The sequence below is a fragment of the Streptomyces sp. 35G-GA-8 genome, assembly GCF_023534745.1.
GTDB lineage: Bacteria > Actinomycetota > Actinomycetes > Streptomycetales > Streptomycetaceae > Streptomyces.
Window position 1 is genome coordinate 520361 of sequence record NZ_JAMHJQ010000004.1, and the last position, 12443, is coordinate 532803.

Consider the following 12443-nt stretch of genomic DNA (forward strand, 5'->3'; position numbering starts at 1 on the left):
CGAGGCGTCGGCCGCCCGCCCGCCGTGGGCCCGCACCGATCCGGTACGGGCTCACGGCCCCCGTTCCGCCTCGGTCAGGCGTCAGACACCCGCCGTGTCCCGGTCCCGGACAGAGGGCTCCGTCCGAGCCGGATCCCCCGCGCCCTCGTCAGCGATCGGTTTCGACTCGCCCTCACTCAGCCCGAACCGGTCATGGAAGCGGCGCAGCGGCCCGGGAGCCCACCACGTCGCCCTGCCCGTCAGCTTCATCACCGCGGGCACCAGCAGGCTGCGGACCACCATCGCGTCCATGAGTACGGCGAGCGCGATACCGAGCCCGAGCATCTTCGTGTTGGTCACCCGGGAGGTGCCTATGCCCACCATGACCACCGCGAGGATCACAGCCGCCGCCGTGATCAGTCCACCGGTACGCCGGAGGCCGAAGGTCACCGCCTGTTCGTGGTCGCCGCTCCTGTCGTACTCCTCCTTGATCCGGGAGAGCAGGAAGACGCCGTAGTCCATGGAGAGTCCGAAGGCGACACAGAACATCAGGACCGGCAGGGTCGTCTCGATGTCACCGGTGGCGGTGAAGCCGAGCAGCCCGGAGAGGTTGCCGTCCTGGAAGACCCAGACCACCGCCCCGAACATCGCGGTGAGACTCAGCGCGTTGAGCACGACCGCCTGCACCGGAATCAGCACGCTTCCGGTGAGGAGGAAGACCAGCAGCAGGGTCACCACCACGATGATGGCCACCGCCCAGGGCAGCCGGTCGGCGATCGCGTCCTTGGAGTCGACCAGGACGGCGGCGGTGCCGGTCACCGATGTGTCGAACGCGGCCGGTTCGGCGCGGATGTCACGGACAAGCTGCTGGGCCCCGGGCCCCACGGCCTCTCCCTCGGCCCGCACCGTGAAGTACCCGTGTTCGCCCGAGGTGACGGGCCCCTCGACCCCGAGCACCCCCGGCAGAGCCGCTATCCGGCTGCGGTAGTCGGCGTATTCGGCGGGCGTGGCAGCGCCCTCCACGAACACCTCCAGGCCCCCGCTGGGACTGCCGGGAAAGCCGTCCCGTATCTCCTCCTGGACCACCCGGGAGTCGGCGCTCGCCGGCAGCTGCCGGTAGTCGGCGGTGCCGAACGTGGCTCCCAGGAAGGGAAGTCCGAGCACGATCAGCCCGGCCGCCGTCGCGAGGGCGAAGACCGGCGCCCGGCGCATCACCAGCGCTGCCGTACGCCCCCAGCCGGCCCCCGGCTCGGCGGACGCGCCCGCGGCTCCCGATCCGTCCCGCGCCCCGGACTTGCGCCGCCCCCGGCGCAGCAGCACCCGTAGGTCCAGCGCGTTGACCCGGTGGCCCAGCAGCATCAGCGCGGCCGGCAGCAGTATCAGTGCGGCCGCCGCCGCCAGCAGCACCACCGCGATCCCGGCATAGGCGAACGAGCGCAGGAAGTACTGGGGGAAGACCATCATGGCGGCCAGCGACACCGCGACCGTCAGCGCGGAGAACAGCACCGTCCGCCCGGCGGTGCGCAGCGTGACGCCCACGGCGTCCCGTACCTCGGCTCCCCCGGCCAGCTCCTCGCGGAACCGGCGCACGATGAACAGGGCGTAGTCCACGGCCAGTCCGAGCCCCAGGGCCGTGGTGAGATTCTGCGCGAAGACCGAGACGTCGGTGAGCTCGGTGATCCCGCGCAGTACCGCGTTCGTCCCCAGGATGGCGACGATGCCGAGCCCTAGCGGCAGAAGTGCGGCCACCGCGCTGCCGAAGACCATCACCAGCAGGACCAGCGTCACCGGCAGGGCGATCAGCTCGGCCCGGAGCAGATCCTCCTTGATGAGGTCCTGCATCTCGTGCTGCACGGCGACGGGTCCGCCGAGGGAGACCTCCAACGGTCCGTGCGTGCCGCGGAATTCGGGCGCTATCCGGTCCAGGGCCGCGGCGGCCGTCTTCTCATCGCCCTCGATCCTCGCCGCGATCAGCGCTTCCCGGCCGTCCTCGGCGCGCAGCGCGGCCGATCCGGTCCCCCAGTAGGACCCGACCCCGGTGATGTCCGGCTCGGCCGCGAGCCGGTCCGTGAGGCGCTGGGCCGCCGCGGCCACCGCGGGGTCGTCCACACCCCGGCTCCCGCTGTCGACGAGCAGCAACAGATTGGGCTGGGAAGCCGGGAACTCCCGCTCCAGCGCCCGGGTCGCGTATGTCGACTCGGCGGCCGGATCCGCCCAGCCGCCGCTGCCCATCCGGTCGGCGACGCCGCTTCCGGCGAAGACGGCCAGGGCCGTGATCACCAGTGCGACCAGTAGAGAGAGCCTCGGGCGCGCGGTGACGAACCGGGTCCATCCCCCAAGACTCGGTTCCGTATTGACTTCGGACATGGTGCGGTGTCCCCTTCACCGTGACCCGTGGCATGGGTCAGTCATTGTCATAGAATAGAAGAACACGAGTCATCGCTCGCATTAATCAATAATGCGAGCCACCACTCGCGTTTGTCAACCGATCCAGGAAAGCCGGGGATTCATATGCCGGAGGCCAAGAACGGCAGCGAGAACGGGACGGGAAAGCCGCGCCGCCGTCAGGCCCGCGGCGAGCGCCGCATCGCCCAGCTCCTCGAAGCGGCGGCCAGCGTCTTCTGCACCACCGGCTACACCGCGGCGAGCACCAACTCCATCGCCCGTGAGGCCGGAGTCTCCCCGGGCACGCTCTACCAGTTCTTCCCGAACAAGGAAGCCATCGCGGTGGAGCTGGGCGATCAGCTGCTGACGCGCTGGCGCGCCACCTACGGTCAGGCGTTCACCTCGGCCCACCTCGAACTGCCGCTGGACCAGCTACTGGACGCCGTCCTCGACCCACTGATCCAGTTCAACTTCGAGAACCCCGCCTTCGGCGTCCTCATGCACGGCCCCGACATCCCCGGCCAGGTCACCCGGGAGCACGACGCCCTGCACTCCTCCATGCTCACCCGGGTCGAGGAAGTCCTCGCCGGCTACCTCCCCGCCACACCCGAGCCGGAGATCACCCGGGTCGCACACATGGTCTTCGCCGTGTACAAGGCGGGCATGGACGTGGTCCTCGCCGCGGAGCCCGCCGAACGGGACGCGTACATCGCCGAGCTGAAAACGATGCTCTTCCGCTACATCGATCCGCTCGTCGGGGATTGCTGACTCGGCGGCCACCACCGGGGCCAGGTTCTGCTTCATACCCCCTAGGGGTAAAATCGCGGATGTCGGGGAGTCACGCGGTCCACGCGCGCCCCCGACACGCCACCCGTCCCCACGTCAGCCCCGAAGAGGAGAAACGCCATGACCGCCGAGACGAAGAACGAGGTCACCACCGTCTACCAGGTCACCGGTATGACCTGTGGACACTGCGAGGGGGCCGTCTCCAGCGAGATCTCCGGGATCGAGGGCGTCACGTCCGTGGAGGCCACGGCCGCCACGGGCCGGGTGACCGTCGTATCCCAGGCCCCGCTGGACGAGGAGGCCGTCCGCGCCGCCGTCGACGAAGCCGGGTACGAGCTGGCCGGACAGGCCTGACCGCGCGATCAGAGGCAGGGGCTCGCCCGCCCCTCCGTTTATGTGGTTAGCACCTTCTATGTGCCTACGGTCCTTCACATGCGCCACAGGACCTTCACAAAGAGATCTAGATCACATAGATTGAGGGGTAACCATTAGGTCGACTCGCGAGTCTAAGAGGACGATGCCAGAGAACGTCTTGGGGGACGTTCGACGGGATCGTGTGGGACGTCTTGGGGGACGTCTCATGCACGCGATTGGCCGGGGCACGTGCACCGGGGAGCTTTGAGCGGCCCTCCCGTACGTACCCCGGTCCGACCGCTAGTAGCCGTTGATGGTTACGGCAGACGCCCGGCCCGGATCCCGTGGGGGGAATCCGCTCCGGGGATATGGAAAGCGCCCCGTTCGCCGACCCGTGGGGGGATCGGCGGCGGGGCGCTTTTCGCTGCGTACACCCGGCGTACACCGGCGTGCGCGGTACGAGCGGGCGCGCCGGGCCCTCGGGGGCCCGGGCGCGGGGAAGCGTGGGTCAGCGGGCCTCGACCGGAACGAAGTCGCGCAGGACCTCGCCCGTGTAGATCTGGCGCGGACGGCCGATACGGGAGCCCGGCTCCTTGATCATCTCGTGCCACTGGGCGATCCAGCCGGGCAGCCGGCCGAGCGCGAAGAGAACGGTGAACATCTCGGTCGGGAAGCCCATGGCCCGGTAGATCAGACCGGTGTAGAAGTCCACGTTCGGGTAGAGCTTCCGCTCGACGAAGTAGTCGTCGGCGAGCGCGTGCTCTTCGAGCTTGAGCGCGATGTCGAGCAGCTCGTCGGACTTGCCGAGAGCCGAGAGGACGTCGTGCGCCGCCGCCTTGATGATCTTCGCCCGGGGGTCGAAGTTCTTGTAGACGCGGTGCCCGAAGCCCATGAGCTTCACGCCGTCTTCCTTGTTCTTCACCTTGCGGATGAAGGAGTCCACATCGCCGCCGGACGCCTGGATGCCCTCAAGCATCTCCAGCACCGACTGGTTGGCGCCACCGTGCAGCGGGCCCCACAGGGCGCTGATGCCGGCGGAGATCGAGGCGAACATGTTGGCCTGCGAGGAGCCGACCAGACGCACGGTGGAGGTCGAACAGTTCTGCTCGTGGTCCGCGTGCAGGATCAGCAGCTTGTCCAGGGCGGCGACCACGACCGGGTCCGGCACATACTCCTGCGCGGGGACCGAGAAGGTCATCCGCAGGAAGTTCTCGACGTACCCCAGGTCATTGCGCGGGTAGACGAAGGGGTGGCCGATCGACTTCTTGTACGCGTACGCCGCGATGGTGGGCAGCTTGGCGAGCAGCCGGATCGTGGAGAGATGACGCTGCTTCTCGTCGAACGGGTTGTGGCTGTCCTGGTAGAACGTGGACAGCGCGCTGACCACGGAGGACAGCATCGCCATCGGGTGGGCGTCGCGCGGGAAGCCGTCGTAGAACCGCTTGACGTCCTCGTGCAGCAGCGTGTGCTGGGTGATCTCGTTCTTGAACGACGCCAGCTGGTCGACCGTCGGCAGCTCGCCGTTGATCAGCAGATACGCCACCTCGACGAAGCTGGAACGCTCCGCCAGCTGCTCGATCGGATAGCCGCGGTAGCGCAGGATGCCCTGCTCGCCGTCGAGATAGGTGATCGCGGACTTGTAGGCGGCGGTATTGCCGTATCCACTGTCCAGTGTCACCAGACCGGTCTGGGAACGGAGCTTCCCGATGTCGAAGCCCGTATCGCCGACGGTGCTGTTGATCACCGGGTAGGTGTACTCGCCGTCGCCGTACCGCAGTACTACCGCGTTGTCGCGTTTCTCGCTCACGTCATCCCTCACCGACGTAGTGCCTCTTCTTCGAGGTGCCCTGACTGTCTCTACCATCCCCCATTTGGCTCAGGAGAGTGCACTCGGGGTCGACTTTTAGGCCTTTTGGCGGCACTCAGTGCCGCCAACCTGTTCATCCTGCCCCCTTCGCCCCAGTTGTGGGAAGCCGAGGTGCGGAAAGTCCCGTCAGCCGGTGGTCCAGGGCTGTGAAGCGTCTGCCCGCGGAGACCGTGCGCACCGCCTGTCCTATGGCCTTGCGGGAGCCGACCAGCACGACGAGCTTCTTGGCGCGGGTGACCGCCGTATAGAGCAGATTCCGCTGGAGCATCATCCAGGCGCCGGTGGTGACCGGAATGACCACGGCCGGATACTCGCTGCCCTGGGAGCGGTGGATCGTCACGGCATACGCGTGCGCCAGCTCGTCCAGCTCGTCGAAGTCGTACGGAACCTCCTCGTCCTCGTCCGTCAGCACCGTCAGGCGCTGGTCGTCCATGCTGAGTGAGGTGACGACGCCGACCGTGCCGTTGAAGACGCCGTTCTCCCCCTTCTCGTAGTTGTTGCGGATCTGGGTGACTTTGTCGCCGACGCGGAAGACCCGGCCGCCGAGCCGCTTCTCGGGAAGGTCGGGCCTGGCGGGAGTGATGGCCTGCTGAAGCAGGGCGTTCAGCGCGCCCGCGCCGGCCGGGCCGCGGTGCATCGGCGCCAGCACCTGCACATCGCGCCGCGGGTCGAGTCCGAATTTGGCGGGAATCCGTTGGGCCGCCACCTCTACGGTCAGCCGGCCCGCGTCCTCGGTCTCCTCCTCGACGAAGTGGAAGAAGTCGACGAGGCCCCGCGTGATCGGCGGTACTCCGGAGTTGATGCGGTGGGCATTGGTGACCACCCCCGACTGCTGGGCCTGGCGGAAGATACGGGTGAGCCGGACCCGGGGCACGGGGCCGCTTTCGGCCAGCAGATCGCGCAGCACCTCGCCGGCTCCGACCGAGGGCAGCTGGTCCACATCCCCGACGAGCAGCAGATGCGCGCCCGGGGCCACCGCCTTGACCAGCTTGTTGGCCAGCAGCAGATCGAGCATCGACGCCTCGTCGACCACCACCAGGTCGGCGTCCAGTGGGCGGTCCCGGTCGTACGCCGCGTCCCCGCCCGGCTTGAGCTCCAGCAGCCGGTGGACGGTGGACGCCTCGGCTCCGGTCAGCTCCGCGAGCCGCTTGGCCGCCCGCCCGGTCGGCGCGGCGAGGACCACCTTTGCCTTCTTGGCCCGCGCCAGCTCCACGATCGAGCGGACCGTGAAGGACTTTCCGCAACCGGGGCCGCCGGTCAGAACGGCGACCTTCTCGGTGAGCGCGAGCCGCACCGCCTGCTGCTGCTCGGGGGCCAGCTCGGCGCCCGTACGGCCCGCCAGCCAGGTCAGCGCCCGGTCCCAGACCACGTCCTGGAAGGCCGGCATCCGGTCCTCCCCGGTGCGCAGCAGCCGCAGCAACTGGGCGGAGAGGGACAGCTCGGCGCGATGGAAGGGAACCAGATAGACCGCCGTGACCTCCTCCTCGCCGCCGTCCGGTCCCGGCACCCTTTCCCGTACGACCCCCTCGTCCTCGGCGGCCAGCTCGGCGAGGCACTCGATGACCAGGCCCGTATCGACCTGGAGCAGCTTCACGGCGTCCGCGATGAGCCGATCCTCCGGCAGGAAGCAGTGGCCCTGGTCGGTGGACTGGGACAGGGCGTACTGGAGGCCGGCCTTGACCCGCTCCGGGCTGTCGTGCGGGATCCCGACGGCCTGGGCGATCCGGTCGGCGGTGAGGAAGCCGATCCCCCAGACGTCGGCCGCCAGTCGGTACGGCTCGTTCTTGACGACGGAGATCGAGGCGTCCGCGTACTTCTTGTAGATGCGGACGGCGATGGAGGTGGAGACGCCCACCCCCTGGAGGAAGACCATGACCTCCTTGATGGCCTTCTGCTCCTCCCAGGCGGCGGCGATCCGCTTCGTCCGCTTGGGGCCGAGGCCGGGGACTTCCACGAGCCTCTTGGGCTGCTGCTCGATGATGTCGAGGGTGTCCAGGCCGAAGTGCTCGACGATCCGGTCGGCGAACACGGGGCCGATGCCCTTGATCAGACCGGAGCCGAGATAGCGGCGGATGCCCTGGATCGTGGCCGGCAGGATCGTGGTGTAGTTCTCCACCGTGAACTGCTTGCCGTACTGGGGGTGCGAGCCCCAGCGGCCCTCCATACGCAGTGACTCACCGGGCTGTGCGCCGAGCAACGAGCCGACCACGGTGAGGAGATCGGCGCCGCGGCCGGTGTCGACGCGGGCGACCGTATAGCCGTTCTCCTCATTGGCGTAGGTGATCCGCTCAAGGACGGCTTCGAGCACAGCGGGATTGGACATGATCCGACGCTACCGCCAGGCTCCGACATCCCGGCCGCCCTGTGGACAACTCCCCGTCCGCGGACAACTACCAGGGGCCCGGTCCACTGGACCGGGCCCCGCGCGCTCCCCCTCGACAGAGCTTTCCTGATCCCCCCGGATCCCTCCCCCGAAAGCCCTGTTGACGTATACGACTCACGTCACCCCAGAAGGGTTGCACGATTCCTCTGAGTAATTCTCCGGGCCCGGTATCGGGCGACCGTGTCTACAGGGCGTGCCGTACATATCGCTCGATGACCTCGGTGAGCAGCTCCACACCGTCCCGCGACCACAGTTCGTCGTTGAACAGCTCCACTTCGATCGGACCGGTATAGCCCGCCGCGTCGACCCGTTCCCGCCAGGCGCGCATGTCGACGGCGCCGTCCCCGATCTGGCCTCGGCCGTTCAGCACCCCGGCCGGGAGCGGTGTCGTCCAGTCGGCCAGCTGGAAGGTGAAGATCCGCGAAGCCGCGCGGGCGACGGCCGCGGGCGCCCGGTCGTCCCACCAGATGTGGTACGTGTCGACGGCCACCCCCACCTGATCGGCGGGAAAGCGTTCTGCCAGGTCAAGAGCCTGATCGAGGGTGGAGACCACACAGCGGTCGGACGCGAACATCGGGTGCAGCGGCTCGATGGCGAGCCGCACCCCGCGCTCCGCCGCGTACGGCGCCAGTTCGCCCAGGGCGTCGGCGATACGTTCGCGCGCCCCGGGCAGATCCCGGCTTCCCTCCGGGAGCCCGCCGGAGACCAGGACGAGGGTGTCCGTGCCCAGCGCCGCGGCCTCGTCGACCGCGGCGCGGTTGTCGGCCAGCGCCTCGGCCCGCCGGCCGGGGTCGATCGCGGTGAGGAAGCCGCCGCGGCAGAGCGTGGTGACGGCGAGGCCCGCGTCGCGTACGAGCTTGGCGGTGGCGTCGATTCCGTATGCCCGGACGGGCTCGCGCCACAGCCCGACCCCCGGCACACCGAGACGTACGCACGCCTCGGTCAGGTCGGGCAGCGACAGCTGTTTCACCGTCATCTGGTTGATGCTGAAGCGCCTCAGCTCCGGCACGGGCCGATCGGTCACTGGTCCACTCCGTACACGCCGAGCAGGGATGTCATCCGGGCCTCCGCCACCGCCGGGTCGGGGAACAGACCGAGCCCGTCGGCCAGTTCGTACGCCCGCGCCAGATGGGGCAGCGAGCGGGCCGACTGGAGGCCGCCGACCATCGAGAAATGGTCCTGGTGTCCGGCCAGCCAGGCGAGGAACACCACGCCCGTCTTGTAGAACCGGGTCGGCGGCTGGAAGAGATGACGGGACAGCTCGACGGTGGGATCGAGAAGTTCCCGGAAGCCCTTCGTGTCGCCCGTGTCCAGGACGCGTACGGCTTCCGCGGCGAGCGGCCCCAGGGGATCGAAGATCCCGAGCAGGGCGTGGCTGAAGCCTCGTTCGTCGCCCGCGATCAGCTCGGGGTAGTGGAAATCGTCACCGGTGTAGCAGCGCACGCCCGTGGGCAGTGCGCGACGCAGCTCGATCTCGCGCCCGGCGTCCAGTAGGGAGATCTTGACGCCGTCGACCTTGTCCGGATGCTCGGCGATGACCTGGAGGAACGTCTCGGTGGCCGCGTCGAGGTCCGTGCTGCCCCAGTAGCCCTCCAGCGCGGGGTCGAACATCGGGCCGAGCCAGTGCAGCACGACCGGCTCCGACGACTGGCGCAGGAGATGGGCGTAGACGGTGAGGTAGTCGTCGGGGCTCTTGGCGGCCGCGGCGAGGGCCCGGGAGGCCATCAGGATGGCCTGTGAACCCGTCCCCTCGACGAGCGCCAGCTGCTCCTCGTAGGCCGCCCGGACCGCGTCGAGGGAACCGTAACCGTCCGTGCCGGGGGCCAGTTGGTCGGTGCCCACGCCGCACGCGATCCGGCCGCCCACCGCCTTCGCCTCGGCGGCGGAGCGCCGGATCAGCTCGGCCGCGCCCGCCCAGTCCAGGCCCATGCCTCGCTGCGCGGTGTCCATGGCCTCGGCGACACCGAGGCCGTGCGACCAGAGATGACGGCGGAAGGCGAGCGTGGCGTCCCAGTCGACGGCGGCGGGCGCGTCGGGGGCGATATCGGCGTAGGGGTCGGCCACGACATGGGCCGCGGAGAAGACCGTACGGGAGGCGAGGGGCGTCCCGCCCGGTGCGAGGCGGGCGGGTTCGGAGCGCGGCGTGTACGTACGCGATCCGCCGCCCGGGGAAGGCAGTCGGAGCGTCACAGTGACAGCTCCGGCACCTCGAAGCGGCGGCCCTCCGCCGAGGACCGCAGCCCCAGTTCGGCGAGTTGTACACCGCGCGCGCCCGCGAGCAGATCCCAGTGGTACGGCTCACCGAGCGCCACATGGCGCAGGAACAGCTCCCACTGCGCCTTGAAACCGTTGTCGAACTCGGCGTTGTCCGGCACTTCCTGCCACTGGTCGCGGAAGGATTCGGTGGCGGGCAGATCCGGGTTCCAGACGGGCTTGGGGGTGGTGGCGCGGTGCTGGACGCGGCAGCGGCGCAGACCCGCGACGGCCGAGCCCTGTGTGCCGTCGACCTGGAACTCGACCAGCTCGTCGCGGTTGACCCGGACCGTCCAGGAGGAGTTGATCTGGGCGACCACTCCGCCGTCCAGCTCGAAGATGCCGTAGGCGGCGTCGTCGGCGGTCGCGGCGTACGGCTTGCCCTGCTCGTCCCAGCGCCGCGGGATGTGTGTGGTGATGTGCGCCTGGACCGTGGTGACCCGGCCGAACAGCTCGTGCAGGACGTACTCCCAGTGCGGGAACATGTCCACGGTGATACCGCCGCCGTCCTCGGTGCGGTAGTTCCAGGAGGGGCGCTGGGGGTCCTGCCAGTCGCCCTCGAAGACCCAGTAGCCGAACTCTCCCCGTACGGAGAGGATCTCGCCGAAGAAGCCCCCGTCGATGAGGCGCTTCAGCTTGAGCAGACCCGGCAGGAAGATCTTGTCCTGGACGACGCCGTGCCTGATCCCGGCGTCACGGGCCAGCCGGGCCAGTTCGAGGGCGCCGTCGAGGTCGGCCGCGGTCGGCTTCTCGGTGTAGATGTGCTTGCCGGCGGCGATCGCCTTCTTGATGGCCTCGACCCGCGCGGCGGTGACCTGGGCGTCGAAGTAGATGTCGATCGTGTCGTCCGCGAGGACGGCGTCGAGATCGGTGGACCATTCGGTGAGGCCGTGCCGTTCGGCGATCTCCCCGAGGGCGTGTTCGCGGCGGCCGACGAGTACGGGCTCGGGCCACAGGGTCTCGCCGCCCCCGAGGTCCAGTCCGCCCTGCTCGCGGATCGCGAGGATGGAGCGGAGCAGATGCTGCCGGTACCCCATCCGCCCCGTGACGCCGTTCATGGCGATCCGCACTGTCCTGCGTGTCACGAAGGTTCCTCCATATTGCCGTAGCAAGCGCTTTCTATTCGGTAAGAAGCTAGCCTGCGACAGCGAGCCGGACAAGAGCCCGGCTCCGATCCCGCACCGATCCCGCATCGGCCTCGTCCCGAATCCCGTCCTGAACGCACCTCGATCACCCTCGTCCCCTCGGAGGAAAGCGATGACAGTCACCCTGGCGGATGTGGCGGCCCGCGCCCGGGTGTCGCCCGCCACCGTGTCCCGCGTACTGAACGGCAACTACCCGGTCGCCGCCGCCACCCGGGAGCGCGTGCTGCGCGCGGTGGACGATCTGGATTACGTGCTCAACGGGCCCGCGAGTTCGCTGGCCGCCGCCACCTCCGATCTGGTCGGCATCCTCGTCAACGACATCGCGGACCCGTTCTTCGGGATCATGGCGGGGGCGGCACAGACCGAGATCGGTGGCCAGGAGGGCACCGGCCGGGCGGGCGGCGAGAAGCTCGCCGTCGTCTGCAACACGGGAGGGTCCCCCGAGCGTGAACTCACCTATCTGACCCTGCTCCAGCGCCAGCGGGCCGCGGCCGTCATCCTCACCGGCGGGGCGCTCGAAGACCCGGGCCATATCGCCGCGATGACCACGAAGCTGGCGAAACTCGCGGACGCGGGGACCCGGGTGGTCCTGTGCGGACGCCCGCCGTTGCCGGGCAGCGACGCGATCGTGGCCTCGCTGGCCTTCGACAACCGGGGCGGCGGGCGGCGGCTGACGGAGCATCTGCTCACGCTGGGGCACCGGAGGATCGGCTATGTCGCGGGCCCGCTGGAGCGGACGACGACCCGGCACCGACTGGAGGGACACCAGGCGGCGATGGCGGCGGCGGGCCTTGGAGGTCAGGCGTCGGGCGCGGGATCAGGCGCGGGTCGGGAGGAGCTGATCGTGCACGGCCCCTACAGCCGCCGGTCCGGATACGAGGCGACGCTTGAGCTGCTGCGGCGCGCACCGGATCTGACCGCCGTGGTCGCCGCCAACGACACGGTGGCGCTGGGCGCGTGCGCGGCGGTACGAGATCAGGGGCTGCGCATCCCGGAGGACGTCTCGGTCGCGGGCTTCGACGATCTGCCGTTCTCGGTCGACGCGACGCCGGCGCTGACGACGGTGCGGCTGCCGCTGTACGAGGCGGGAGCGCGCGCGGGCCGGCTGGCGATGGGCACGGAGACGCCGCCGCCGGGCGGGATCGCCACGATCACGGCCGAGTTGATGGCACGGGCGTCGACCGCGCCGCCGCGAGCGGACCGGGGCCGGGGGCCGGCCGACTGACCGACCGAGCGGCCGGCCAGTCGCGGGGCGGGAGGTGGATGGCGGTGGCGGACGGCGAGGCCGGAC

The 12443-nt window shown here is 69.5% G+C and carries 9 protein-coding genes; 3 read left to right on the forward strand and 6 right to left on the reverse strand.

All coding sequences use genetic code 11. The features are described from left to right. Window positions 1–81: 81 nt before the first annotated feature. Complete coding sequence (locus M1203_RS11670) at window positions 82–2346, reverse strand: MMPL family transporter (protein WP_249949515.1); 2265 nt, start codon at window positions 2344–2346, stop codon at window positions 82–84. 144 nt (window positions 2347–2490) lie between these two features. Here M1203_RS11670 and M1203_RS11675 point away from each other — a divergent pair, with 144 nt between their 5' ends. Beyond that, window positions 2491–3132: a TetR/AcrR family transcriptional regulator gene (locus M1203_RS11675; protein WP_249949516.1), complete on the forward strand. Its 642-nt coding sequence runs from the start codon at window positions 2491–2493 to the stop codon at window positions 3130–3132. 138 nt (window positions 3133–3270) lie between these two features. Then, window positions 3271–3504: a heavy-metal-associated domain-containing protein gene (locus M1203_RS11680; RefSeq protein WP_249949517.1), complete on the forward strand. Its 234-nt coding sequence runs from the start codon at window positions 3271–3273 to the stop codon at window positions 3502–3504. Between the two features lie 508 nt (window positions 3505–4012). Here M1203_RS11680 and M1203_RS11685 read toward each other — a convergent pair. The 5 genes from M1203_RS11685 to M1203_RS11705 all read right to left on the reverse strand — a co-directional run bounded on the left by M1203_RS11685 (window position 4013) and on the right by M1203_RS11705 (window position 11092). Continuing rightward, window positions 4013–5311: a citrate synthase gene (locus tag M1203_RS11685; protein ID WP_249949518.1), complete on the reverse strand. Its 1299-nt coding sequence runs from the start codon at window positions 5309–5311 to the stop codon at window positions 4013–4015. Between the two features lie 133 nt (window positions 5312–5444). Continuing rightward, on the reverse strand, window positions 5445–7694 hold the full coding sequence (locus tag M1203_RS11690; protein ID WP_249949519.1) for an ATP-dependent RecD-like DNA helicase: 2250 nt from the start codon (window positions 7692–7694) through the stop codon (window positions 5445–5447). Between the two features lie 244 nt (window positions 7695–7938). Continuing rightward, the gene (locus M1203_RS11695) at window positions 7939–8730 is read right to left on the reverse strand and encodes a sugar phosphate isomerase/epimerase (RefSeq protein WP_249949626.1); all 792 of its coding nucleotides are present in this window, start codon (window positions 8728–8730) and stop codon (window positions 7939–7941) included. A gap of 44 nt (window positions 8731–8774) precedes the next feature. Further along, window positions 8775–9944: a dihydrodipicolinate synthase family protein gene (locus M1203_RS11700; protein ID WP_249949520.1), complete on the reverse strand. Its 1170-nt coding sequence runs from the start codon at window positions 9942–9944 to the stop codon at window positions 8775–8777. Beyond that, window positions 9941–11092, reverse strand: coding sequence for a Gfo/Idh/MocA family protein (locus M1203_RS11705; RefSeq protein WP_249949521.1), 1152 nt, complete (start codon window positions 11090–11092; stop codon window positions 9941–9943). The genes M1203_RS11700 and M1203_RS11705 overlap by 4 nt, the downstream gene beginning before the upstream one ends. Before the next feature lie 172 nt (window positions 11093–11264). On the opposite strand from M1203_RS11705, the gene M1203_RS11710 reads away from it, so the two are divergent. Continuing rightward, on the forward strand, window positions 11265–12377 hold the full coding sequence (locus tag M1203_RS11710) for a LacI family DNA-binding transcriptional regulator (protein WP_249949522.1): 1113 nt from the start codon (window positions 11265–11267) through the stop codon (window positions 12375–12377). Window positions 12378–12443: the final 66 nt, after the last annotated feature.

Bases quoted from the DNA above. Each gene is read 5' to 3' on its own strand.
- M1203_RS11670 (WP_249949515.1), bottom strand. From the start codon at position 2,346: ATGTCCGAAGTCAATACGGAACCGAGTCTTGGGGGATGGACCCGGTTC.
- M1203_RS11675 (WP_249949516.1), top strand. From the start codon at position 2,491: ATGCCGGAGGCCAAGAACGGCAGCGAGAACGGGACGGGAAAGCCGCGC.
- M1203_RS11680 (WP_249949517.1), top strand. From the start codon at position 3,271: ATGACCGCCGAGACGAAGAACGAGGTCACCACCGTCTACCAGGTCACC.
- M1203_RS11690 (WP_249949519.1), bottom strand. From the start codon at position 7,694: ATGTCCAATCCCGCTGTGCTCGAAGCCGTCCTTGAGCGGATCACCTAC.
- M1203_RS11695 (WP_249949626.1), bottom strand. From the start codon at position 8,730: ATGACGGTGAAACAGCTGTCGCTGCCCGACCTGACCGAGGCGTGCGTA.
- M1203_RS11710 (WP_249949522.1), top strand. From the start codon at position 11,265: ATGACAGTCACCCTGGCGGATGTGGCGGCCCGCGCCCGGGTGTCGCCC.